This window comes from Telluria sp. AZSoR62 (genome assembly GCF_058111565.1).
This window is the reverse complement of the sequence record NZ_JBYTST010000001.1, coordinates 222,180-247,034: the sequence shown is the minus strand read 5'-3', so window position 1 is coordinate 247,034 and position 24,855 is coordinate 222,180. Positions and strand designations below refer to the sequence as shown.

16 protein-coding genes and 1 tRNA gene are annotated in these 24,855 nt (G+C 66.0%); 5 read left to right on the top strand and 12 right to left on the bottom strand.

The genetic code is table 11. The annotated features are described in order from the left end of the window. Window positions 1-151 precede the first annotated feature (151 nt). The 3 genes from pepN to AC3XQU_RS01050 all read left to right on the top strand — a co-directional run bounded on the left by pepN (window position 152) and on the right by AC3XQU_RS01050 (window position 4,101). On the top strand, window positions 152-2,797 hold the full coding sequence (gene pepN / locus AC3XQU_RS01060; protein ID WP_489872272.1) for an aminopeptidase N: 2,646 nt from the start codon (window positions 152-154) through the stop codon (window positions 2,795-2,797). A gap of 72 nt (window positions 2,798-2,869) precedes the next feature. Further along, window positions 2,870-3,871, top strand: coding sequence for a class 1 fructose-bisphosphatase (locus AC3XQU_RS01055; protein ID WP_489872271.1), 1,002 nt, complete (start codon window positions 2,870-2,872; stop codon window positions 3,869-3,871). A 154-nt stretch (window positions 3,872-4,025) separates the two neighbouring features. Next, a tRNA-Thr gene (locus AC3XQU_RS01050) sits at window positions 4,026-4,101 on the top strand. Window positions 4,102-4,184: 83 nt separating this feature from the next. Here the strand turns inward: AC3XQU_RS01050 and AC3XQU_RS01045 are convergent. After that, a complete protein-coding gene (locus tag AC3XQU_RS01045; protein ID WP_489872270.1) occupies window positions 4,185-5,372 on the bottom strand; it encodes a DUF2325 domain-containing protein in 1,188 nt (395 codons plus the stop codon). Between the two features lie 493 nt (window positions 5,373-5,865). On the opposite strand from AC3XQU_RS01045, the gene AC3XQU_RS01040 reads away from it, so the two are divergent. Next, on the top strand, window positions 5,866-6,759 hold the full coding sequence (locus AC3XQU_RS01040; protein ID WP_489872269.1) for a hypothetical protein: 894 nt from the start codon (window positions 5,866-5,868) through the stop codon (window positions 6,757-6,759). 197 nt (window positions 6,760-6,956) lie between these two features. On the opposite strand, the gene AC3XQU_RS01035 is transcribed toward AC3XQU_RS01040, so the two are convergent. Both AC3XQU_RS01035 and AC3XQU_RS01030 read right to left on the bottom strand, forming a co-directional pair. Next, window positions 6,957-10,076, bottom strand: a complete 3,120-nt coding sequence (locus AC3XQU_RS01035; RefSeq protein ID WP_489872268.1) for an efflux RND transporter permease subunit — start codon at window positions 10,074-10,076, stop codon at window positions 6,957-6,959. A gap of 13 nt (window positions 10,077-10,089) precedes the next feature. Beyond that, window positions 10,090-11,244 carry an efflux RND transporter periplasmic adaptor subunit gene (locus AC3XQU_RS01030; RefSeq protein WP_489872267.1) on the bottom strand — a complete coding sequence of 385 codons (1,155 nt, stop codon included), beginning with the start codon at window positions 11,242-11,244 and terminating at the stop codon, window positions 10,090-10,092. Between the two features lie 154 nt (window positions 11,245-11,398). Here AC3XQU_RS01030 and AC3XQU_RS01025 point away from each other — a divergent pair, with 154 nt between their 5' ends. Then, window positions 11,399-12,484, top strand: coding sequence for a DUF1800 family protein (locus AC3XQU_RS01025; RefSeq protein WP_489872266.1), 1,086 nt, complete (start codon window positions 11,399-11,401; stop codon window positions 12,482-12,484). Window positions 12,485-12,682: 198 nt separating this feature from the next. On the opposite strand, the gene AC3XQU_RS01020 is transcribed toward AC3XQU_RS01025, so the two are convergent. The 9 genes from AC3XQU_RS01020 to AC3XQU_RS00980 form a co-directional block, all read right to left on the bottom strand. Further along, window positions 12,683-13,420 carry a 2OG-Fe dioxygenase family protein gene (locus tag AC3XQU_RS01020; RefSeq protein WP_489872265.1) on the bottom strand — a complete coding sequence of 246 codons (738 nt, stop codon included), beginning with the start codon at window positions 13,418-13,420 and terminating at the stop codon, window positions 12,683-12,685. A 40-nt stretch (window positions 13,421-13,460) separates the two neighbouring features. After that, window positions 13,461-15,503 (bottom strand): TonB-dependent receptor, encoded by a 2,043-nt coding sequence (locus AC3XQU_RS01015; protein ID WP_489872264.1) that lies wholly within the window; start codon window positions 15,501-15,503, stop codon window positions 13,461-13,463. Next, a complete protein-coding gene (locus AC3XQU_RS01010) occupies window positions 15,500-16,006 on the bottom strand; it encodes a DUF6702 family protein (RefSeq protein WP_489872263.1) in 507 nt (168 codons plus the stop codon). Before AC3XQU_RS01010 ends, AC3XQU_RS01015 begins: the two co-directional genes overlap by 4 nt. Beyond that, window positions 16,003-18,384, bottom strand: a complete 2,382-nt coding sequence (locus tag AC3XQU_RS01005; RefSeq protein WP_489872262.1) for a M1 family metallopeptidase — start codon at window positions 18,382-18,384, stop codon at window positions 16,003-16,005. Before AC3XQU_RS01005 ends, AC3XQU_RS01010 begins: the two co-directional genes overlap by 4 nt. A 76-nt stretch (window positions 18,385-18,460) precedes the next feature. Continuing rightward, on the bottom strand, window positions 18,461-20,836 hold the full coding sequence (locus AC3XQU_RS01000) for a M1 family metallopeptidase (RefSeq protein ID WP_489872261.1): 2,376 nt from the start codon (window positions 20,834-20,836) through the stop codon (window positions 18,461-18,463). Window positions 20,837-21,039: 203 nt separating this feature from the next. Continuing rightward, on the bottom strand, window positions 21,040-21,441 hold the full coding sequence (locus AC3XQU_RS00995) for a hypothetical protein (RefSeq protein ID WP_489872260.1): 402 nt from the start codon (window positions 21,439-21,441) through the stop codon (window positions 21,040-21,042). 140 nt (window positions 21,442-21,581) lie between these two features. Next, window positions 21,582-22,433: a phytanoyl-CoA dioxygenase family protein gene (locus AC3XQU_RS00990; RefSeq protein WP_489872259.1), complete on the bottom strand. Its 852-nt coding sequence runs from the start codon at window positions 22,431-22,433 to the stop codon at window positions 21,582-21,584. A 90-nt stretch (window positions 22,434-22,523) separates the two neighbouring features. Beyond that, complete coding sequence (locus AC3XQU_RS00985; protein WP_489872258.1) at window positions 22,524-23,660, bottom strand: HupE/UreJ family protein; 1,137 nt, start codon at window positions 23,658-23,660, stop codon at window positions 22,524-22,526. After that, window positions 23,657-24,838, bottom strand: coding sequence for a tetratricopeptide repeat protein (locus tag AC3XQU_RS00980; RefSeq protein ID WP_489872257.1), 1,182 nt, complete (start codon window positions 24,836-24,838; stop codon window positions 23,657-23,659). Before AC3XQU_RS00980 ends, AC3XQU_RS00985 begins: the two co-directional genes overlap by 4 nt. Window positions 24,839-24,855 lie beyond the last annotated feature (17 nt).

Genomic DNA, 24,855 nt, shown 5'->3' with positions numbered 1-24,855 from the left:
TCTAGCTTAGGATGTGTTCCGCATTCTCGCAGAATAATTTACTCCCGGTTACTGAGCGTACATTCCGATACATACGCCAAATGGTGCGGGCGCCGCAAAATCTTGTTGGTAAAATAAGCACTTCACCTCACTGTCTATTGCGGACTCCCCTATGCGCACCGATACGCCCCAGACGATCTACCGGAGTGACTACACCCCGCCGAGCTACCTCGTGGATACCGTGGAACTCGGATTCGACCTCGATCCCACGCGCACCGTCGTGGCCAGCCGGCTGAGCATGCGCCGCAATCCCGACAGCGCCCAGCGCGAAATCGAGCTGTACGGCGAGGACATCGAACTGGTGGCGCTGCGCCTGAACGGCCGACCGCTGGCCGAGCGCGACTACGCAATCAACGGCTCGCTGCTCACGATCCCGAACGCTCCCGAAGAAGCCGTCCTGGAAATCGAAACCGTGTGCGTGCCCGAGCAGAACACGACGCTGAGCGGCCTGTACACCTCGAACGGCAATTTCTTCACCCAGTGCGAGGCCGAGGGTTTCCGCCGCATCACCTATTTCCCGGACCGTCCGGACGTGATGTCGAAGTACACGGTGATGTTGCGTGCCGACAAGGAGCGCTACCCGGTACTGCTGTCCAACGGCAATTTGCTGGAAGAGGGCATTCTTCCCGACGGCCGCCACTTCGCGAAATGGGAAGACCCGTTCAAGAAGCCGTCCTACCTGTTCGCCCTGGTGGCGGCCCAGCTGGTATGCCAGGAAGAGACCTTCCGCCTGGCGGACGGCCGCGATGCGCTGCTGCAGGTGTGGGTGGAAGAGGGCAACCTGGATAAAACCGACTACGCGATGCAGTCGCTCAAGCACAGCATCCGCTGGGACGAAGAGCGCTACGGACTGGAACTCGACCTCGACCGCTTCATGATCGTCGCCACCAGCGACTTCAACATGGGCGCGATGGAAAACAAGGGCCTGAACATCTTCAACACCAAGTTCGTGCTGGCCAACCCGCGCGTGGCCACCGACATCGACTTCCAGGGCATCGAGGCGGTGGTGGCGCACGAATACTTCCACAACTGGACCGGCAACCGCGTGACCTGCCGCGACTGGTTCCAGCTGTCGCTGAAAGAAGGCCTGACCGTCTTCCGCGACCAGGAATTCACCGCCGACATGATCGGCACCGATACCGGCCGCGCCGTCACCCGCATCGACCAGGTGCGCACGCTGCGCCAGGCCCAGTTCCCCGAAGACGCCGGCCCGATGGCGCACCCGGTGCGCCCGGATTCCTTCGTCGAGATCAACAATTTTTATACTGTGACGGTCTACGAAAAGGGCGCAGAAGTGGTACGCATGTACCAGACCCTGCTGGGCGTTGATGGCTTCCGCAAGGGCATGGACCTGTATTTCGCGCGCCACGACGAGCAGGCCGTCACCTGCGACGACTTCCGCCTGGCCATGGCCGATGCCGGCGGGCGCGATTTCACCCAGTTCGAGCGCTGGTACAGCCAGGCCGGCACCCCGCAGCTGCGCTTCGAGACCCGATATGACGCAGCAGCGCAGACCTACGAGCTCACGCTGTTCCAGAGCTGCCCGCCCACGCCCGGCCAGCCGACCAAGCTGCCTTTCCACATCCCGGTCGCGGTCGGCCTGCTCGATCGCGCAGGACGCGACATGCCGCTCACCGTCGACGGCAAGGACATGGGCAACACCGCCGTGCTCGAACTCCTGGCGGAGCAGCAGACCTTCGTCTTCACCGGCGTGGCCGAGCAACCGGTGCCTTCGGTGCTGCGCGACTTCTCGGCCCCGGTGATCCTGCAGGGCGGCTATACCGACGCCGACCTGCTGCACCTGTTCAACCACGACAGCGACCCGGTCAACCGCTGGGAAGCCGGCCAGCGCCTGGCCATGGGCCGCCTGCTCAAGCTCACCGGCGAGACGGCCGCCGACGGCAAGCTCAGCCTGGATGAGACCTTCATCGAAGCGATGCGCAAGATGCTGACGGACGAAACGCTCGATCCGGCCTTCCGCGAGCAGGCCTTGCTGCTGCCGTCGGAAACCATGATCGCCGAGCAGCTGATGGAAGTCGACCCGCTGGCCGTGCACGTGGCGCGCCAGTTCATGCGCGCCAACATCGGCGCCAGCCTGCGCACCGAGCTGCTGGCCCAGTACCAAGCCAACCTGACGCCGGGGCCATACAGCCCGGACGCCGCGTCCGCCGGCAAGCGCGCCCTGAAGAACCTGGCGCTGTCCTACCTGAACGCCGCGCCGGACGAGGAAACGATCGCCCTGGCCGCGCGCCAATGTGCGGAGGCGGACAACATGACCGACCGCGCCGCCGCCCTGGCCACCCTGATCCATGCACGTGCACCGCAGGCGGACAGCGAGCTGGAACGCTTCTACGACGAATTCCAGGGCGAGGCGCTGGTGGTAGACAAGTGGTTCGCCATGCAGGCCTCGGCCCCGAGCACCGACATCGCCAAGGTGCGCGAACTGATGCGCCACCCGGCCTTCAACCTGCGCAACCCGAACCGCGCGCGCAGCCTGGTCGCCAACTATTGCATGAACAATGCGGTGCAATTCCACGCCCCGAACGGCAGCGGCTACCTGTTCTGGGCCGAGCACGTGACCCTGCTCGACTGCCTGAACCCGCAGGTCGCCGCGCGCCTGGCCCGCGCCATGGACCGCTGGCGCCGCTTCACCCCGAGCCTGCAGGTGCACATGAAGACCGCGCTGCAGCAGGTGGCGGGGCAGCAGCGGCTGTCGAACGACGTGCGCGAAGTCGTCACGAAGGCGCTGGCAAATTGATGCATGCGGCGTGGGCCGCCAATCGCCCGCGCCGACAAAACCAACAATTCAAAACCAAACCAAAGGAAGTTCATGAAACGCGTCAGTCTTACGCAATACCTGGTCGAAGAGCAGCGCCAGCACCAGACCATCAACGCCGAGCTGCGCCTCCTGATCGAGGTCGTCGCCCGTGCCTGCAAACGCATCAGCTATTCGGTCAGCAAGGGCGCGCTCGGCGAAGTGCTGGGCAGCGCCGACACCGAGAACATCCAGGGCGAAGTGCAGAAGAAGCTCGACGTGATCTCCAACGAGATCCTGCTGGAGGCGAACGAGTGGGGCGGCCACCTGGCAGCCATGGCCTCGGAAGAGATGGAAACCATCCGCCAGATCCCGAGCCGCTATCCGAAGGGCGAATTCCTGCTGCTGTTCGATCCGCTCGACGGCTCCTCGAACATCGACGTCAACGTCTCGATCGGCACCATCTTCTCGGTGCTCAAGGCCCCGGAAGGAATGAACGAGCCGACCGAGCAGGACTTCCTGCAACCGGGCACACAGCAGGTCGCGGCCGGCTACGCCGTCTACGGCCCGCAGACCATGCTGGTCCTGACCACCGGCAACGGCGTGCACTGCTTCACACTCGATCGCGAAATGGGCTCCTGGGTCCTGACCCAGAGCGACATGATCATCCCGGAAACCACCAAGGAATTCGCCATCAACATGTCGAACAAGCGCCACTGGCACCCGCCCGTGCAGCGCTACGTGGACGAGATGCTGGCGGGCAGCACCGGCCCGCGCGCCAAGGACTTCAACATGCGCTGGATCGCCTCGATGGTGGCCGACGTGCACCGCATCCTGAACCGCGGCGGCATCTTCATGTATCCGGCCGACATGCGCGACCCGGGCTCGCCGGGCAAGCTGCGCCTGATGTACGAAGCCAATCCGATGGCGATGATCGTCGAGCAGGCCGGCGGCGCCGCCACCGACGGCCGTGGCCGCATCATGGATATCCCGCCGACCAAGCTGCACCAGCGGGTGCCGGTGTTCCTGGGATCGAAATCCGAGGTGGAACTGGTCACCAGCTACCACGCGCAGTGACGGTGTACGCCACGTAAAGCGTAAATAGAGTCCGCGTTGCACGATACCCACTAGCAAAGTTGTCGAGTTGTTTGCTAGAATATGGTGCTTCGCCGGTGAGGCCCGTCGTTTTGGGCAGCGTTTTTATCGCCGGTAAGGTTCAGCAACAGGTTTCGCCGCTTTAGCTCAGTCGGTAGAGCAGTTCATTCGTAATGAAAAGGTCGCCAGTTCGATTCCGGCAAGCGGCACCAAAAAAAGTAGAGAGGGCAGCCCATACGGGCTGCCCTTTTTGCTTTGGCGCCGGCAATGCGCCTGATCCGGCGACATTGCGCCCCTAGTCCGTCGTTTCTCCTGCATCCTGCAGCCCGCGTATCAGGCTCGACACGCTCGGGTTCTCGATGAACACGCACTGCTTGCCCGTGCGCTTGCAGTGGTCCTTCACGCGCCAGTAGGCATGGTGGCTGATGCAGCCGGTCTGGCAGATCACCAGGTCGGCTGCGGCCAGGCTGGCGTCGAGCTGGCCGGCGCTGTCCTCCAGGCCGCCGTCATGGTGCGCGAACTGGGCGCCGATACGCTCGATGACGTTGCGGTAGACCGGCACGCTGCCGCTGCGCCCGCCCACGCACAGTACGCTGCGGTTGACCAGGCGGATCGGCGCCTCCACCGGCGCGGGCGCGGCGGCAGCGCCCTGCAGCGCCTGGCCGGCCGCGGCCAGGGCAGGGGCCTCGTGTGCGGCACTGCGCGCCGCCTTCAAGGCCGCCAGCTGGGCGCGCAGCACCTCTTCGCGCGCCTCGGCCTGCGCCAGCCGGTTGGCCAGGCGCGTGCGCGTTTCCAACGCCGGCACGGCCGCCTGCAGCTGCGCCAGTTCGGTGCGCAGGCAGTGGATATCGGTATCCTTGGCGATGGCCGCCGCACGCGACTGCATGAGCGCATGCGCGTGGCGTTCGGCCTGCACGGCCTTGTCCTGCTGGAGTGCCTGGCAGCGTCCCTGCACCCGGGCCAGTTCACGCGCCAGCCGCGCGTTCTCGACAACCACCGCCTTGTATTTGTTCATGTCGGCGCGCACGCAGGCGCCGGCCTGGTGCTGCAGCATGTGGATGTCGCGGCACATTGCCTGTTCGAGTTCGACAGTGCAGCGTGGATGCGTGAGGCCGGCCCAGAATGCACCGGGTACGTTTCCGGCTGCTACTGCCTGGGCCCACAAGGCGCCGACTTCCTCCGTCGTCTTCGCGCCGCGGAAGCGGATGATGTCCAGCGCATAGCGCCGCTCCAGTTCCTTCTGGATGGCGTCGGACACCCGGTTGCGCAGTCCGCATTCGCTCACCGCGCCGACGTGGATGTCGTAGTCGTCATGCAGCAGTTTGCCGCCCGTTACCCGTTCCACCAGTTTGCGTAAGGCGTCCAGCGGAATGGCTACGCCGACGAGGGGGCAGTGGCTGTTGGGCGCCAGTTCCCAGACGCGGCGCCGGCGCGAACCACCGGAGTCGTCCGGCTCTGCGAGGGCAGCATGGTGATCGCACATAGGGTTTCCTTTCCACGGTGTGAGGAAGCCGGCCTGCAGGGGGACGCTCCCTCTCAATTGAGAATGATTATCATTTGTATTCTAACGCAGATGGGTTGCGGTGCAAGCGAATTTCCTGCATCGCGCTACCAATGGAATTTGACGCTTCCGGATGGATGGCCCGACTCTGTTAGTCAACGCACGGTCCGTGAACCTGATCCATTGTATTTTTTGTATCGTGTCGCAGCGTTGGTACTGCGCGCAATTTTGGACCGCCACAGCGACCGCCCACGAGCGACGACGAATACGTCGGCGCTAGACATGGAACTTTTGCGCTGGCTTTGGGTCATTGAGATGAAATCGTGATCCTGGGCAAAAGTGCAAAGTGCCGTTTGATATAGCGCACGCCAGTCTCGTCCCTTCGTTCTGTTTTAGGCGGAATCGAGGAAGAATGTGGTGATAGTCGAGTTTCGGTCTACTTCGCGTTGGTCTACATTTAAACGAGGGATACATCATGGATAATCAGAAATCTACCGAGGGAAAAGGCAGCGACGCTAGCCGCGAGGGTTCGAGCATTAACAAGAACCAGACGCCTGGTTCGAACCAGAGCAGCTCGTCGTCGGGCAGCAGCCAGAGCAGCTCGTCGTCGGGCAGCAGCCTCGGCAGCGCCAACGCTTCGCCAAGCAGCGCCAAGCCTGCCACCGGCAGCAGCTCGGGCTCGATCGGCGGCACCAGCAATGCCGGCAGCCAGCAGAGCGGTTCTCAAGCGTCGGGCAACATGGGCAGCAGCGGCCTGGGCGGTTCGTCCTCGTCGTCCAGCCCATCGGGCAACAGCCTGAGCGGCTCGTCCTCGTCGTCGAGCCCATCGAGCTCGTCGGGCAACAGCCTGCAAAGCGGCTCGTCGTCGAGCGCAGCCGGCAGCAGCGGCAGCCTGAGCAGCTCGAGCAGCACCAATAGCGCCCTGGGCACCAGCGGCAGCAGCACCGGCAGCACCGGCGGCAGCATGGGCGGCGCAAGCGCCCAGTCGTCGAGCACCGACAAGTCGCAGGCAGGCGGCATCAAGGGCGCCATGGCGTCGGTCTCGGCATCGGTCTCGCCGGACAAGCTGCACGAGAAAATCGACGCGGTCGCACAAGGTGCGCAGCCGCTGGTCGATCGCCTGGTCGGCACCGCGCACGCAGGCGTCGATCGCCTGACCGGCCTGCTGAGCGGCGCGGGTGAAAGCCTGGGCCAGCGCAAGGGTCAGCTGAACGACACCTACCAGACCTATTCGGTCAAGAGCACCGAGTACGTGAAGACCAATCCAGGCACCGCCCTGCTGGTCGCGGCCGGCGTCGGCTTCCTGCTGGCCAAGCTGCTCGGCGGCAGCAGCACCGAGCGCAAAGAGTACCGCTACTACCGCGACTGATCTTTCGAGTCGTCGATAAAAAAACCCGGCAGGCGCCAAGCCTGCCGGGTTTTTTCGTTTGTGGTTCTACGCAGGGTGGGCGGCTTTGCCGGCCGTGCCGTGTTCGCAAGCGTCTGCGCTCTCGTATCGGATGACCGTTCGGCCAAGGTCCATCGCGTGGGCGGAACCCCCCCACCCTGCGCAATACGATGCCAGATCTACTTGACCGGCTCCGTCACCGCCACCTTTGCCGGCGCCTGCTGCTTGCGCCGCAACTTGCCCATCCCGCGCTTCATCAGGTGCTCGAAGTCGTCCACATAGGTGAACACCGCCGGCACCACCAGGAGGCTGAGCAGGGTAGAGGTAATCAGGCCGCCGATCACCGCGATCGCCATCGGCGCGCGGAAGCTCGGGTCGCCGGACAGGCCCAGCGCCAGCGGCAGCATGCCCGCGCCCATGGCGATGGTGGTCATCACGATGGGGCGCGAACGCTTGTGGCAGGCGTCGACCAGGGCGTCGAAGCGGTTCAGGCCCGCCTTGCGCGCCAGGATCGCGTAGTCCACCAGCAGGATCGAGTTCTTGGTCACGATCCCCATCAGCATGATCAGGCCGATCATGCTCGGCATCGACAGCGCGCTGCTGGTGACGAGCAGCGCCACGAAGGCGCCGCCGATCGACAGCGGCAGCGCCGCCAGGATGGTTACCGGCTGCATGAAGTCGTTGAACAGCAGGACCAGCACGCCATAGATGCACAGCACGCCGATCAGCATCGCCACGCCGAAGCTGGCGAACAGGGCTTCCATTTCCTGGGCGTCGCCCAGCTCCGCGATCTGCACCGATGGCGGCAGCTTCTGGAAGGCCGGCAGCGCGCGCGCCTCCTTGTTCACGTCGCCCAGCGAGCGGCCCTGCAGCTCGACGTCGAGCGTGACGTTGCGGCTGCGGTTGAGGCGGTCGATCTGGGCCGGGCCGCTTTCCATCGTGATGGTCGCGACGTTCGCCAGCAGCACCGGTCCGTTCGCACCCGGCACGCTCAAGCGTCCCAGCGCATCGAGGTCGGCGCGCACCGCGTCGGGCAGCTTGACGCGGATCGGCACCTGGCGCTCGGCCAGGTTCATCTTCGCCAGCGAGATGTCGTAGTCGCCGGCCGTGGCCACCCGCACCGTCTCGCCGATCGCGGCCGCGGTCACGCCCAGGTCGGCGGCGCGCGCGAAGTCCGGACGCACGATGATCTCGGGGCGCACCAGCGAAGCGCTGGAACTGACGTTGCCGATGCCCTTGAGGGTGCGCAGTTCGCGCTCGGCCTGGCGCGCGGCGGCGCTCAGCGCTTCCGGGTCCTCGCTGCGCAGCACCAGCTGCATCTTGGTGCCGGTGTCGTTGGCGCCGACATTGAAGCGGGCGCCCGGGATCTGGGCGACCTTCTCGCGCAGCGCGCGCTCGATGCTTGATAAGCCGGTGTCGCGGTCGTCGCGGTGGGCGGTGGTCACGGTCAGCACGGCGCGGCGCGCTTCGGCTGCCGCGCCGGGTGCAAAGGCGTCGCCGCTGGAGCCGCCGCCGATCGAGCTGAACACGCTCTTCACGCCGGGGACCTGCATCGCCGCCAGGCGCGCCTGTTCGGCTAGAACATGAGTTTCAGCAAGTGTCGAGCCGGGCGGCAGTTCGAGGGTCACCAGGGTCTGCGAGCGGTCGGCCGGCGGCACGAAGCCGGTCGGCAGCAAGGGAACCAGGGCGATCGAACCGGCGAAGAACAGCGCCGAGGCGATCGCGGTCACCAGCCGGTTGCGCAGGCACCACTGCATGGTGCGCATGTACAGGCTCATGATGCGGCCGTCCTTTTCCTCGCCGATGTGCTTGGCCGGTTTGAGGATATAGGCCGCCATCATCGGCGTGAGCAGGCGCGCCACCACCAGCGAGGCCAGGATGGCGATCACCGCGGTCCAGCCGAACTGCTTGAAGAACTTGCCGGCGATGCCGCTCATGAACGCGGTGGGCAGGAACACGGCCACCAGCGAGAAGGTGGTGGCGATCACCGCCATCCCGATCTCGTCGGCCGCTTCCAGCGCCGCCTGCATGGGTGATTTCCCCATGCGCAGGTGGCGCGAAATATTCTCGATCTCGACGATCGCATCGTCGACCAGCACCCCGATGACGAGCGCCAGCGACAGCAGCGTCACCATGTTCAGCGTGTAGCCGAACAGGTACTGCCCGAGGAAGGCGGGAATCACCGACAGCGGCAGGGCTGCCGCGGCGACCAGCGTGGCGCGCCAGTCGCGCAGGAACCACCACACCACCAGCACCGCCAGCACGGCGCCTTCGTACAGCATTTCCATCGAGGCGTCGAAGTTTTCCTGGACCGGTTCGGCGTTGTCGACCACTTCGCGCAGCACGACGTTCGGATGCTCTTTCTGCAGCTGGGCCATGGCCGCGCGCGCGCCCTCGGCCACGTCCACCTCGCCCGCGCCGCGGGTGCGGAAGATCTCGAAGCCCACCACCTTGCGGCCATCCTGCTCGGCGATCGAGCGCGGCTCGGCCACCGTATCGGTGACGGTGGCCACCTGGTCCAGGCGCACGTGGCGTCCGCCCGGCAGCGGGATGTCCATCTCGCCCAGCGCCTGCGCCGACTGCACGGTGGCGATGGTGCGCACCGATTGCTCGGCGCCGTTCACGTCGCCGCGTCCGCCAGGGCTTTCCCTCTGCACGTTGCGCAGCTGGCGCGATACGTCCAGCGCCGAGACCTGCAGCGCCGCCATGCGCTCGTCGTCGAGTTCCACGCGGACCTCGCGCGTCACGCCGCCGACACGCTTGACCGCGCCCAAGCCCGGCACGCTCAGCAGGCGCTTGGAAACATCGTTGTCGACGAACCAGCTCAGTTCCTGGTCGTCCATGGCGCTGCCCGCGGTCGGGCTCGGGGTCGCCGTGAAGGTGGCGATCACGCGGCCCGAGGTGGCGGCCTTGGTCACGCTCGGGTCGCGCATCTCGGGCGGCAGGTCGGAGCGCACGCGCGCGACCGCGTCGCGCACGTCGTTCACCGCCTCGGCCAGGTCTTTCTCGAGCACGAATTCGACGGTGACGGTGGCCACGCCGTCGAGCACCTTGGTATAGATGTTCTTCACACCTTGCAAGGTGGCGACCGAATCCTCGATCTTGCGCGCGACCTCGGTTTCCAGCTGGGCCGGCGCCGCGCCTTCCAGCGTGGCGGCGACGGTCACGATGGGCAGCTCGATGTCCGGGAAGTCCTGGACCTTATTGGCCTTGAAGGCCAGCAGCCCCGCCAGCGTGAGCAGGGTGAACAGCATGATGGCCGGAATCGGGTTCCGGATCGACAGGGCGGAAAAATTCATGGTCGTGCCTTGTTCAGCGTGCCGCGGTCTGGCGCGGCGCCGGGGCCGCAGGCGCCGGGACATTCCTGACCAGGTCGCCGTCGTTCAGGAAGCCGGCGCCGCTGACCACGATCGGCGTGCCTGCCGCCAGGCCGCCCACGATCTCGACCCGGTCGCCCAGGCGCCGTCCGGTGGTGACCTTCAGCTGGCTCACGCGGCTGTCGCGGTTCAGGCGGAATACATAGCTGAAGCCGTCGCGCACGGCGACCGCCTGCTGCGGCACGGTCAGGGCGTTCGATTTGCCCAGCTCGAAGCGGCCGCTGGCGAACATGCCGGCCTTGAGCGGCGCGTTGCCTGATAAGGAAGGCGGCAGGTCGACATACACCAGCGCCAGGCGGGTCTGCGGATCGACGGTCGGCGCCACGGCGCGCACCTTGCCGTTGATCTCGGAGCCGCTGGCGGCGCGCACCGCCGCGCGCATGCCCGGCTTGATGCGGCCCAGGTCGGCGGAGGTGATTTCGGCGCGCCACTCGAGGCGGCCCTGGCGGATCATGCGAAACAGTTCGGTGCCGGCGCCGATCACGGCGCCCACCGTGGCGCTGCGCGCCGAGATGATGCCGCTGTCGGGCGCGGTGACGGTGGCAAACCGCAGGCGCAGGTTCTGCTGCTCCAGCGTGGCCTTCGCTGCGCTCACGCGCGCGGCCGCGGTGCGCTCGGCGGTGAAGTACTGGGTGATCTGCTGCTCGCTCAGTGCGCCGGAGCTGCGCAGGGCGCGGGCGCGGTCGGCATTGGCCTTGGCCTCGGCGGCATTGGCCTGCGCTTCCTGCAAGGCGGCACGCGCCTGTTCGACGTCGGCGCGCACGGTCTCGCTGGCAAACACGGCCAGGGTGTCGCCCTTGTTCACGACGTCGCCCACGTTCACTTTCACCTCCAGCAGGCGCAGGCCGTTCGACTCGCTGCCGATGACCGCTTCCTGCCAGGCGGCGACGCTGCCGTTGGCATTCAAGCCCAGGGGCAGCGAAGCGCTGGACGGCTGGGTGGTGGTGACGGTCAGGGCCGGCGTCGGCGCGGCGGGCTTCTCGTCCTTGGCGGTGGCGCGGTTCGGCACGGCCAGCGCGGCGGCAAAGCACAGGGCGGCGCCTGCAACGGAAACCAGGGCGGCCGGGGGAAGGTGGCGGAGGGTAGGCATATGTTTGGCAGGCTTTCGGTTAAGCGTTGAAGTGTAGCAAAAATGCAATGTCTTGAGCGCGTAATGCGCCGAGTTCGCCCTGCCGGTTGGGGCGGCTTACAATATTTTACGAAACCCGTTCGCGGCCTGCGCGCCGAAGGGATATAACTTCTCCATGCGATGCCATCCACGCCTGCCGCGTTTTGCCCTGCCCGCACTGCTGGCCCTGGGCTTGCTGTGCGCCCCGGTCCGTGCCGAGCAGGCGATCGGCGAGCAGGCCGCGCTCCACCTGCTCAACCGGCTGGGCTACGGCCCCGCACCCGGCGAGCTGGCCCGCGTACGCGCGATGGGCTTGTCGGCCTATGTGGACAGCCAGCTCGCGCCGCCGCCCTTGCCCCCTTATCTCGACGCGCAGCTGCGCCTGCCCGGTAGCGACGCGGGTCGGGTAGGTGCGCAAGCGGTGCTGCGCGCAGTCGCCAGCCCGCGCCAGCTGGAGGAAGTGCTCTGCGCATTCTGGCTGGCCCATTTCGGCATCCATGAAGGCAGGGGCCTGGACGCGGCCGAGGTGGACGCCATTGCGCGCGAGGCGGTGCGCCCACACGTCTTCGGCAGGCATGCCGCACTGCGCGCGGCCGTGGCCAGGCATGCCTCCATGCAGGGCCGGCGCATCGATGGGCGCAGCGAGCAGGAGGCCGTGCGCGCACTGGCCGGGGAGTTCGTCTCCGCCCCGCCGGCAGCGCTGGTGCGGCAGCTGGCGCGGGTGTGGAAGGACACGGGCGGCGACCAGGCAGCCGTCCTGCGCAGCCTGTTTGCCAGCTCCGCCTTCCTGGCGCCGCAGGAGATTGGCAGCAAGCGCAAGGACGCGCTGCGTTTCGTGGTGTCGGCGGTGCGGGCGAGCGGCATCGCCGTGCACGACGCCGCGCCGCTGGTGGATGTGTTGGGCGAGGCCGGCGCACCCGTCTACGGGCGCCCGGCGCCGATGGACGGCAAGGAGCGTGAGCATTTCGTGGCGCGCCTGCTGGACGGCCGCTTGCCGCTGGCGGCGCCCGCCCCCCAGGCGCACGAGCAGGCTTCGTCGGCGCCGCCACTGCGGGCCATGCCGGAAGGCGCGGCGAGCCGGGGGAGCATCTCCCAGCCCGGCCCGGTGTTGATGAATGCCCCCACGCCGGCTGCGGCGGCAATGGCCGCTGCCCGCAACCGGCCGGAAGATGCCGGCGGCTTGAGAAGCGTGTTGCTGGGCGAATCCTTCCTGCGTTATTAGATGGGATTGCGCGGCGCAGCAAACCCTGCCGACGGTCCGCTGATGGAAACGCTTCCTTAGCCCTTCCTTAAGGCAACGAGTCCAGTAGTTGTACGTATTGCGGTGCACAAAAAACTGGGTTATATTGAAACCGTCTCCTCCAGTTTTCTCCGGAAATTGGATTGCCGCCCGCCAGCGCAAGCTTCGCGGGCGTTTTTTTTATTCAAACTCGCCCTGGAAGGCGCCTGCACGCCAGGTCAGCACCAGCGTGTCGCGGTGCCCATGCTCGCCCAGCGGCTGGATCGGTGTGGATTCGTGGATCACGGCCGCGTCGTCGAGCAGCAGCAGGGTCCAGGGCTCGGTCATGGTAAAGCGCTTGCCCATCGAGCCTTCGGCCTCGAACACCCGCGTTTCGCCACCCTTGATGCCGCTGCGTCCGATCAGGATGACGGCGACGAAATCGACGCCGTCGCGGTGCGCGCCTTCGGGGGTCGGGCGGCCGATGCCGTCGGCGGTATCGATGCGGAACTGGTGCGCTTCGACGCGCCAGGCGTGGCGGCCGGCGACCTGCGAACAGACTTCGCCCAGTGCGCGCAGCAGGCGCTCCCAGGCCGGCACGGCGAGGGTGGCGGGTTCGATCGGTTCGAACAGGCGGTGCATGCCGCCGTGCAGGGCGTTGTACTCGACCGGCTGCCAGTGCGCGCGGTGCGGCGTCTGCGCCAGCTGGCTGCCGTCGTCGATGAAGCAGGAGTGCCGCCGGCGGCGATAGCGCCCACCGTCCTTCAGGTAGTTGTCCAGTTCCAGCCGGTCCCAGCTCGGGACGAGTGCGTCGAGCTGGTCCAGGGTGCAGCCTGCCAGGCGGGCCACGTCCTGGGGGCGCAGCAGGGCATAGCCTTCGCTGCGCACGGCATCGGCCAGGTCAGCCGGGGCGGTGTAGGGGAGTTCACGTATCGTCATCCGGTTAGCGTAGCATTTTTCCACGCCCCCGGCCTGACCCCTACCAATTCTTGATGAAGGTCAGCCGGAAGGAGCGCGGCTCGATCGGATGGAAATGGATGTCGTCCCGGCCTTCCGTTTCGCCCGCGAGGCGCGAGACGTAGTAATAATCGATGGCCGAGTCGCGCCGGTTGCCCAGGTTGAAGCCTTCCAGTTCCAGGCGCATGTCCTTGCCGATCCGGTAGCCCACCCGGCCATTGAGCGTGACGCTGGCCTGCGAGCGCACGCTGTTGTCTTCGATGAGCGGACGCGGGCCGAAATAACGCAGGCGCAGTGCGCCCGACCAGGGACCTGCGCGCTCCACGCTCAGGCCCAGCTGGGCCACGCCCTCCACGGCGCCGGGAATCCTGTCCCCTGCCGGGTTGCCGCCGCGCGAACGCGCATGCGCATACGCCGCGTCGAGGTTCGCCGACACCCATTTGTTGATGCGGTAGATGTTGGACAGCTCGACGCCATGGCGGCGGCTCGGGTCGCCCGCTTCGGTATTGCCGGCGTCGCCGATATAGGTGAGCTCCGAATCGAAATCGAGCTTGTACACCGACAGCGTGGTTTCCATTTTCGGGATCGCCACGGTACGCAGGCCCAGCTCCATGCCGCGCGAGCGCACCAGTCCGGGAGTTCGGTCCACCGGATCGAGGGTCTTCGGATCGACGCTGGCCACGGTGCCGCGCGCGTCGTTGCTGTGGAAGCCGTGGCCGTAGTTGAAGTAGAGCTCGGTCGACTTCCAGGGACCATAGGCGACGCTCAGCGATGGCGTCGCCAGCGAATCGCTGGCCCGTCCGGCATTTTCCGGACGGTCGCCATCGACGCGGAAGCGGTAGGCGTTCGCGCGCACCCCGACCACAGTGCGCAGGGCCTCGCTCCATTTGGTGGCGTTCTCCACGAACAGGGCCAGGCTGCCTTCGGTGATATGGTCTTCGCGCGTCGTCGCCAGCCTCTGGCGCGCACGGGTGTCGTACAGGCCGTTGAAGATATTGTCGTTCTGCGCCTGCAGGCCGACCGTCATGTCCGAGCTGAACGCGCCCTTGGCATACGCGTGCCAGGTGTGGCTGGCGTCCAGGCCCGTGGTCACGCGCCGGTCCGGCTGGCTGAACTGGTCGCCATTGACCGGGTCGTTCAGGAAATAGGTGAAGTTCGAATACAGGTCGAGGCGGTTGCGGATGACGTAGGCGCTCACGCTGGTCGCCGATTCCTGCGTGGTGCGGCGCCATGCGCCTGAAATGCTGCTGCGCTGCGCTTCCCCGCCATCGCTCAGGTCGAGCGCATCGAAGCGCCCCAGCTGGCCGCTCGCGACGGCACGCAAGGGGATCTGGTCGGTGGCGTTCCAGTGGCCGCGGTAATGCATCGCAGCCACGTGCCAACCGTTGTTGGCATAGCCGCGGCTGTAGCGCAGCACGGCATTGATCTTGCGGTAGCCGTCGGGGCGGGTCCACGGGCCGTCGTTCTTCAACAGCTCCAGCGCATACAGCAGGCTGCCGCCTGCTGCCTCCGGCGAGGCCGCAACGACCGTGCGTGCATAGTTGTCCTGGCCGAGCGTGATCGATGCCAGCGGCGCGACCAGCCGGTTGGCATAGGCGATCGAGGCCTTGCCGGCCGAGGAAAAATCGCCTTCCGCGGACGAGTAGGGACCCTTGCGGTAGTCCAGGCGGGCGACCACTTCGGGAATCAGGAAATTCAGGTCGGTCCAGCCCTGGCCATGCGCATGGCTGCGCTGGTTGACCGGCATGCCGTCGACCCAGGTGGCCAGGTCGGTGCCATGGTCCAGGTTGAAGCCGCGCAGGTAGAACTGGTTGGCCTTGCCTTCGCCGCTGTGCTGGCTGGCGATCAGGCCGGGCGTGGCTTCCAGCAGTTCGCCGGGCCGGTACACGGTCAGTTTCTCGAGTTCCCTGGCGCCGATGCTGCCCGAGCTGGCGGCGTCGGAGAGGCCGATCTGGTTGGCGCGCGCCCCTTCCACCAGCACGCGCTGCAGGACGAAATCGTCGGCCACGGCCGACGTCTGGACAAACAGGGCGGCCAGGATGGCGGCGAGCGGGCGGAGGGTCATCGGGGAATTGTCGGGGCCGGTTGTTCGAGCGAGGATTGTGAAAATGTCAATGAGTGGATTGTACCTAAATTGTTGAAATTGACGGTGTTCATTTGATCCGGCAGGAAATCAATCAGGACGCCCTGGCGCACCGAGGCGGTCTTCGCCAGCGGCGCGTTCTCAAGCTCCTGGTAGATGACGACGCTTTGTGCATTGGCGCTCACGCCGACCCAGCGCAGCGGCAGGCGCGCCCCGTCGGCGCCCTTGAGCACGAACTGCGCCTCGACATACTTGCGCAGCACGGCCTGGTCGTCCGGGTCGAGCAGGTCGAACTGGCGCCCATAGGCGTTCAGGAGCAGGGCATCGATGTCGTGCGCCATGTAGGTGTGGACGATCTCGGTGCTGCCGGTGCGCGGGTTGAAGGAGATTTCGGTGATGCCGGTGTGGAAGCGGTGCGCGCCCGCGACCGCACTGAGGCACAGCAGCATTGCGGCCAGCAGCCACTTGAAACGGCGCAGCATCATGGCAGGGCCTTCTTGTCGGCCGGCTTCTCGGACGGCTTCTTGAGCGGGGTGCGGAAGTCGCGCATCAGGTTGCCGGTCGCCGGATCGCGCTCGGTCTTGAACAGTTCCAGGCGCGACGGCGTCGCCTTGCGCGGCCAGGCATTGTTATCCTGGTTGATGTCCGCGGTTTCCCAGTACGGGTCCTGGACCAGGCTCACGATCGGCTCGTCCGTGATGAACAGCCTGGTCACCTTGGCCGGCGAGAAGCGCCACACTTCGGCCGGGATGCGCTCGATGGTCTTCTTGCCGCTCCTGGTTTCGATTTCCACGATCAGGGGCATGACCAGGCCGCCCTTGTTCGAGAAGTCGACCAGGTACAGGTGCTTGCCTTCCTTGAGCAGCGCCTTCTCCCAGTCTTCCAGGCCTTCGACGGTCTCGGCGAACTTGTTGCGGTCCTTGTTGGTGACGGTGAAGTCGTCGTTTTCGTTATAGAAGTCCTTCAGTTCCGGGTGCGCATCGACGCGGCGCGGCATGCCCTTGTTGCGCTGGTCGGTGATCGAGATGGGTTCCGCCTGCTTGCGGGCGCGGGCCCAGGCCTTCTCGATTTCCGGGTCCTTGGTGCTGACCGTGTATTCGCTGATGCCGTCGATGCTGATATCGACTGCGTCGGTGGTGTAGAACCAGCCGCGCCAGAACCAGTCGAGGTCAGTACCGGAGGCGTCTTCCATGGTGCGGAAGAAGTCCGCCGGGGTGGGGCGCTTGAACTTCCAGCGCTCGGCGTATTCCTTGAAGGCGAAGTCGAACAGCTCGCGCCCGAGGATGGTCTCGCGCAGGATGTTGAGCGCCGTGGCCGGCTTGGCATAGGCGTTGTTGCCGCGCTGGAGGGTCGATTCGGCATTGGTCATGACCGGCGCCTGGTTGGTGCTGCGCATGTAGTCGACGATGTTGCGCGCTTCGCCGCGGCGCGCAGGATAATCGTCTTCCCAGGCTTGCTCGGCCAGGAATTGCAGGAAGCTGTTCATGCCCTCGTCCATCCAGGTCCACTGGCGCTCGTCCGAGTTGACGATCATCGGGAAGTAGTTGTGGCCCACTTCGTGGATGATCACGCTGATCAATCCATATTTGGTGCTCTTCGGGTAGGTGAGCTCCCCGGTCTTCTTGTCCTTCACCGGGCGCCCGGCGTTGAACGAGATCATCGGGTATTCCATGCCGCCGATCGAGCCGTTCACGGAAATCGCGGTCGGGTACGGATAGTCGAAGGAATACTTGTTGTACTGCTCGAGCGTGTGGATCACGGCGGCCGTCGAATAGCGCTCCCACAGCGGGTTGCCTTCCTTCGGGTAGTAGGACATCGCCAGCACGTCCTTGCCGCCGCTCTTGATGCCCTGGGCGTCCCAGATGAACTTGCGGCTCGAGGCAAAGGCGAAGTCGCGCACGCTGTTCGCCTTGAAGTGCCAGGTCCTGGTCGCCTTCGAGCGGCCTTTCTCGGCGGCCTGGGCTTCCGCTTGCGTGACGATGACGACCGGCTTGTTCGCACTGCGCGCCTGGCGCAGGCGCTCGCGCTGGGCGGCGCTGAGCACCGCATCCGGGTTCTGCAGCTCGCCGGTCGAGGCGACGATATGGTCGGCCGGGACGGTCAGCTGCACGTCGTAGTCGCCGAACTCCAGCGTGAACTCGCCGTCGCCCATGTATTGCTTGTTCTGCCAGCCCTTGATGTCGTAGTAGGCCGCCATGCGCGGGAACCACTGGGCGGCGAGGTAGATGTCGTTACCGTCGTCAAACTTCTCGTAGCCGGTGCGGCGGCCGACGACGTTCGCCTCGGGGAGGTTCATGGTCCATGCCAGGCTGAACGAGACGCGCGCGCCGGGTTTGAGCGGCTGCGGCAGGTCGATCCGCATCATGGTCTTGTTGATCGTGTGGCGCAGGGCGCGGCCGTCGGTTCCTAGCACGCTGGTGATCTTGATGCCGCCATCGAAGCCGCGTTGTTCGAGCGTTGAGCGCAGGGCGTCGAACTTGACGCCGTCGTTCCCCTTTGCCAGCCAGGCGTCGCGCGAGGGCAGGGTAGCGATGCGGCGGTTGTCCGAGTCGCTGCGGAACATGTTCTGGTCCAGCTGCACCCACAGGTAGCCCAGGGTGTCCGGCGAGTTGTTGGTATAGGTGACCGTGCCCGATCCGCTGACCGAGCGCCTGGCTTCGTCGAGCGTGGCGCGCAGGCGGTAGTCGGCGCGCTGCTGCCAGTAGCGGTGGCCCGGCGCGCCGGAAGCGGTGCGGGTGTCGGTGGGCGTGGGCAGCAGCTCATCCAGTTGGCGGAACTTGTCGTCGAAAGCCGGAGCGGCGTGGGCGTTGGCAAGGCCGAGAACCAGGGCCGCAATGGCCGCCTGCAGGTGTGTGATCTTCATGCAAATCGGATAGTCATCGATAAAGAAACGGCAGGGCATGCAGCCCTGCCGTGGCGTGAACGAGGCGTGCAGCCTGTTACTCGGACTTCGGCGCTTCTTCCTTCTGGCCAGGCGTCTTGAGCTTGGTGTTGAAGTCGCGCATCAGGTTGCCGGTGGCCGGATCGCGCTCGGTCTTGAACAGTTCCAGGCGCGACGGCGTCGGCTTGGCCGGCCAGGCGTTGTTGCTGGTGTTGATGTCGGCGGTTTCCCAGTACGGATCCTGCACCAGGCTCACGATCGGCTCGTCCGTGATGAACAGCTTGGTCACCTTGGCCGGCGAGAAGCGCCACACTTCGGCCGGGATGCGCTCGATGTATTTCTTGCCGCTCTTCGTTTCGATTTCCACGATCAACGGCATGACCAGGCCGCCCTTGTTCGAGAAGTCGACCAGGTACAGGTGCTTGCCTTCCTTGAGCAGCGCCTTTTCCCAGTCTTCCAGGCCCTCGACGGTCTCGGCGAACTTGTTGCGGTCCTTGTTGGTGACGGTGAAGTCGTCGTTCTCGTTATAGAAGTCCTTCAGCTCGGGATGCGCATCGACGCGGCGCGGCATGCCCTTGTTGCGCTGGTCGGTGATCGAGATGGGTTCGGCCTGCTTGCGGGCGCGGGCCCAGGCCTTCTCGATCTCCGGGTCCTTGGTGCTGACCGTGTATTCGCTGATGCCGTCGATGCTGATGTCGACCGCGTCGGTAGTGTAGAACCAGCCGCGCCAGAACCAGTCGAGGTCGGTGCCGGAGGCGTCTTCCATGGTGCGGAAGAAGTCGGCCGGGGTCGGGCGCTTGAACTTCCAGCGCTCGGCGTATTCCTTGAAGGCGAAGTCGAACAGCTCGCGCCCGAGGATGGTCTCGCGCAGGATGTTGAGCGCCGTGGCCGGCTTGGCATAGGCGTTGTTGCCGAACTGGAGCAGCGACTCCGAGTTCGTCATGATCGGGACCTGGTTCTGGCTGCGCATGTATTCGGTGATGGTGCGCGGCTCGCCCCGCATTTCCGGCCAGTTCTCTTCCCAGGCTTCCTGGGCCAGCGACTGCACGAAGGAATTCAGGCCTTCGTCCATCCAGGTCCACTGGCGCTCGTCCGAGTTGACGATCATCGGGAAGTAGTTGTGGCCCACCTCGTGGATGATCACGCCGATCAGGCCGTACTTGGTGCGCTTCGAATAGGTCAGCTCGCCGGTCTTCTTGTCCTTCACCGGACGCGGGCCGTTAAACGTGATCATCGGGTATTCCATGCCGCCCACCGGGCCGTTCACCGAGATCGAGGTCGGGTAGGGGTAGTCGAAGGAATACTTGTTGTACTGCTCGATGGTATGGATGATCGCCTGGGTCGAGTAGCGCTCCCACAGCGGGTTGCCTTCCTTCGGGTAGTAGGACATCGCCATCACGTCGGTGTTGCCCGACTTGATCCCTTGCGCATCCCAGATGAACTTGCGGCTCGACGCAAAAGCGAAGTCGCGCACGTTCTTCGCCTTGAAATGCCAGGTCTTGGAGGTGGTGGCGCGCGATTTTTCGGCGGCTTCGGCTTCGGCTTGCGTGACGATGATCACCGGCTTTTTCGCGGTGCGGGCCTGGCGCAGGCGCTCGCGCTGGGCATTGGTAAGGACCTCGCCCGGGTTCTGCAGTTCGCCGGTGGAGGCGACGATGTGGTCGGACGGGACGGTGATGCGCACGTCGTAGTCGCCGAATTCCAGCGTGAACTCGCCGGCGCCCAGGAACTGCTTGTGCTGCCAGCCATAGGCGTCGTAGTAGGCGGCCATGCGCGGGAACCACTGGGCGATCTCGAACAGGTCGTTCTTGTCGTCGAACTTCTCGTAGCCCGAACGCCCGCCGAGCACCTTCTGCTCGTTGATGTTGTAGTTCCAGTCCAGGCTGAACGACACGCGCGCGCCCGGCTTGAGCGGCTGCGGCAGGTCGATCCGCATCATGGTGCGGTTGATGACGTATTTCAGCGGACGGCCGGCGCCGTCGCGCACGTTGCTGACCTTGAAGCCGCCATCGAAGGTGCTGGAGTCGAGGATGGTGCGCAGCGCGTCGAACTTCACGCCGGTTTCCGGCGTCTTGGCCTGGGCCCAGGCATCGCGCGAGGGCAGGGCCGCCGACATGCGCGCATCCGAATTGCGGTTGTAGATGTTCTGGTCGAGCTGCAGCCAGAGGTATTTCAGCGTATCTGGGGAATTGTTGTGGTACGTGACCGTGCCCGAACCGGTAATGGCGCGCTTGGCTTCGTCGAGCGTGGCGCGCATCGTGTAGTCGGCACGCTGCTGCCAGTAGGCCTGGCCCGGCGCGCCCGAGGCGGTGCGCACGCTACCCGGCGTGGGTAGCAGCTCGTCGAGCTGGCGGAATTTATCGTCGAAAGGCGCGGCGGCGAAGACGGAAGCGCTGAGGCATAGCGCGGCCAGCCCGATGGGCAAACGTATCATGATTCCCCTGATATTTTATTTAGAATAAGAAAAAGTATTCTAGCTTTACCAATAGGGCATTGCTTGGTGGATTTGTAAAAAACCTGATACATCATGCATATGCATGCTGGCGTGTACAAGCCGCTGGGCGGCAGGGGAGGATACGGAAGGGATGCCGACCGCGCTGGCAGTGGGCGGGAAAGCGATCCTGCCCGGGGGGAGTGTTACGAGACGATGCTCGCGGACTGCGATGGGAAAACGCCCGGGTACTGGCTGTCGTCTTTTCCCACCTGCCCGGCCGAGTCGAGGAAGGCCATGATGTGGTCGACGGTCTTGGGGTCGGTGCGCACGAACTGCGCTTCATAGGAAGAAGCGGTCGGCTCATGGGTGGCCGCCCCCGACAGCTGCACCATGGCGAAATGCAGCCTGGGGTTGCCCGGCAGGGTAAATCGCATGCTGAGCTGGTCCAAGGAGCCGCTTTCCAGCTTCTCGGATGTGACGAAGCTGACGCGCCCCACGCCGATGTCGACCAGGCGGACACTGATCGAGCCGGAGCCTTGCAAGGTAGCGACCGATGCGACTTCGTGCATCAGGTTCAGGGCGTGAGTACGCTTTGTGTCCAGCATGATCGTCCGTTAGCGGCAAAAAAATAGGGCGCGCTTCCGGGTCAAAAGCGAGTCGGCCTGATCATACGGCTATTGTAGGAGCATCAATATAAGACGCTCCCGTTGAGATATGTAGGACGATTCCTACATACACTAGAGTGTTACTCCGAAGCCAACGAGAAGCCGCGTACCGGGAAACCCGCATCGCGCTGGATCCAGTTGCGCGGCGAATAGGTGGAGGACGCATCGGTGGCATGCAGCGTGAAGGCGTGGCGCGACACCGGCGAGCGGTTGGGCGCGCTGTAGTGCGGCAGCAGCCCGTGGAAGCAAACCAGCGTGCCGGCCCGGGCTTCGAGCGGCACCGCGGTGCTGTCGTCGGGCCAGGGCGTGGCGTCGAGCTTTTCCATCGTGATGCGGTCGCCGCTGCGCAGGAAGCGTTCGCGCAGCGGGCCGCGGTGGCCGCCCGGTTCGGCCCACAGGCAGCCATTGTCCCTGGTGGCGTCTTCCAGTGCGAACCAGAAGGTGGTGACGGTGATCGGGTCGCTGTCGAAGAAGGTGGCGTCTTGGTGCCACCGCACCTCGCCGCCGATGCCGGGCTGCTTGAAGATGTACATCGACTGCCAGACCTGCGGCTGCTCGAGGCCCAGGTCGCGCGCGACGCTAGCTAGTTTCGGATCGCGCGTAAAGGCCGCGAACACCGGGTCGAGGTCGTGCATGGCATGGCCGATCTTGTTGATCGACAGCGCCTTGGCCTGGCGCAGCCGGCCGTCCGCACCAAACGCTTCTTCCTCGAAAAAGCAGCGCACCGTGTTGTCCGAGCCGAGGAACCAGTCGTCGCCGGCCCGGGCCTGGTCTTTCGTGGTGAAGATGGCGCGCGATTCGGCGGGGTCGAAGGCATCGACGATCTGTTCCGCGCGGCGGCGCAGCAGCGCGATCTGGTCGAGGCTCTTGAAGCCGGGGATCACGAGGAAGCCGTCGCGCTGGTAGCGCGCGCGCTGTTCTGGAGTAAGCATGGTGGGCAGCCAGGGAAAAACGCCATTGTAGCGCCACGCATTGCCGGCGCCCTGGCCACGCGCCGGCAATGCGCGTGGCCAGGGCTGGGATCAAGCCAGCAAGCGCAGGTCGAGGGCGCGTTCGGCCAGCCAGACCGCCGCCAGCAGGGCGATGACGCAGGAGCCCCCGGCCATCACGGCGCGCCGGTAAAACACACCGTTGCGCAGCAGGTAAGCGATCGGCAGGAAGGCCGCGACGATCGCCAGCTGGCCCAGCTCGACCCCGACATTGAAACCCACCAGCGCCAGCAGCAGCGCATCCTGGGGCAGCCCGAGGCCGGCCAGCACGCTGGCAAAGCCGAAGCCGTGCAGCAGGCCGAAGCCAAAGGCGAACCATGCCCGGCCGCGGTGCACGATCGGCCAGACATTGTTCAACGCCGCCACGATCACCGATGCCGCGATGGCCGACTCCACCAGGCGCGAAGGCAGGGTGACGATGCCGAGCGAGGCCAGGGTGAGCGTGATCGAATGGGCCAGCGTGAAGGCGGTGACGATGCGCACCACTTCCATGGCGCTCGGGCGCAGTCCCTCGCGCCCATGCCAGGCGCGATCGCGCCAGACCAGCACCGCGGGCAGCAGCAGCGAGAGCAGGAACAGGATGTGGTCGAAGCCGATCCAGATATGCCATACGCCGTGCTTGAGATAGTCGAGGAACTGGCGGCCCGCCGACGCATCTGCCAGGCGCAGTTGCTGGCGTGGCTGGTCCGGGCCGAAGATCGCGGTGGTGGTCGCCGCGCCATGGCGCAGCGCCAGCAGGCCCTTGTGCTGCGGGTCGATGTCGGCCAGCAGGCTGTAGTCGATGTCCAGGCTCGCCACCGCGCCGCCGCAGCTGCCGGCCAGCATCAGCACGGTGTAGGCGCCGTCGGTGTGGGTGTCGACCAGTTGCCGCGTTACCTGCAGAGGGCAGGCGCTGCCGTCGCTGGAGAGCTTCAGGCGCGCCAGCGCATAGGCGGCGATCGCCCCGTGGCGGGCGCGTACTTCGTCCCAGGTCAGGGCGCCGTCGCCATCGCCGTCCAGGCCGACGGCCATCTCGAGGTCGCGCAGCGCGATGTCCCAGCGGCCCGTGACCTGTTCGCCGCGCACTTCCAGGTTCAGGTAGCTGTCGCTGGCCTTGTGGGCATGGGCCGGCTGGCACAGCAGGGCCAGGAGTGCAAGCAGTGCGGGCAGGGCAAGCCAGGCCCGCTTCATGCCGCCGCTCCGAGGCGGCGCAAGGTGGCGTCGAGCGTACGGTCTTCCAGCGCATGGCGGCGCATCCATTCCTGCACCAGGCGCGCGGCCTCGGCGTCGCCGCTGCCGGCGGCGGCCTGCGCCAGGATGCGCAGGTCGGCCGGTTCCTTCTGTACCGCCCAGTTGAGTTTTGCCAGGCGCACGGCGCCGGCCGGGTTGCCGTCCAGGGCCAGTGCGAAGCGCGCTTCCTCGCGCCGGTGCACGACGTCGCCGCGCCTGCGCGCGGCATCGAAGCGCGCACGCAGCGCGGCCGTGTGGCGCAGGGCGTCCGGCGAGCCGGCCGCGTTCAGGGCGATCGCATAGCGCAGCAGCAGGGCGTCGGCCAGGGTGCGCTCGGCCAGCAGGGGCAGCACGTCCTTGGCGCGGCCGCGCTCGAGCAGGAAATCGGCATAGGCTGCGAGCAGATAGCTGTCCTGCGGATCGGCCGCCAGCGCCTCGCGGAAATGCGCTTCGGCCGCGGCATGCTTGCCCAGCCGCTCGGCCATTTCGCCCAGCAGGGTGGCGCTCCAGGCGCGCAGCGGCGCCGGCGCGTCGGGACGCGCAGCCAGCACCTGGCGCAGGCGCTCGTAGCTGGCGCCGGCGCTGCCGCTCACGCTGCCCACCGAGGCCAGGCAGGTCTGCACCACGAGGTCGAGTGCCTTGCCGAACAGCCGCGCGCAGCTGGTGCGCGCGTCCGGATAGTCGCCGGTGACGAGCTGGATGGTCGCGCGCGTCAGCCAGGCCTGGGCATGGCCGGGGTCGCGCCGCACGACTTCATCGAGGTCGGCCAGGGCGTCGGCAAACGAATGGGTGCTCTGGCTGAGCGTGGCGCGCAGCACCAGCACATCGAGCGGCGCCTTGGCGCGCGGCGCGCTCCACCACGGCGCCAGCGCCGCCTGGGCATAGCCGAGATAGCGCGGGTCGCCATCGCGGCGCGCCTGCTCGATATAGCGCCGCGCCAGGAAAGTGGCGCGGGGCAGGTTGTTCGGTTGGGTGTTCAGTTCGGCGCGCAGGCGCGCCAGTTCGCGTTGCGCGGGTTCCCGGCTGCCGGGCAGGCGCTCGAGCACCTGCTGGCCGCTGGCCGGAACGTAAGGCGCAGCGTGGACAGGGCCAATATACAAAGCCGCCAGCAGCACCAGCGGATAAACGAACGCGGTCATCGGTTCTCCATGAGAAA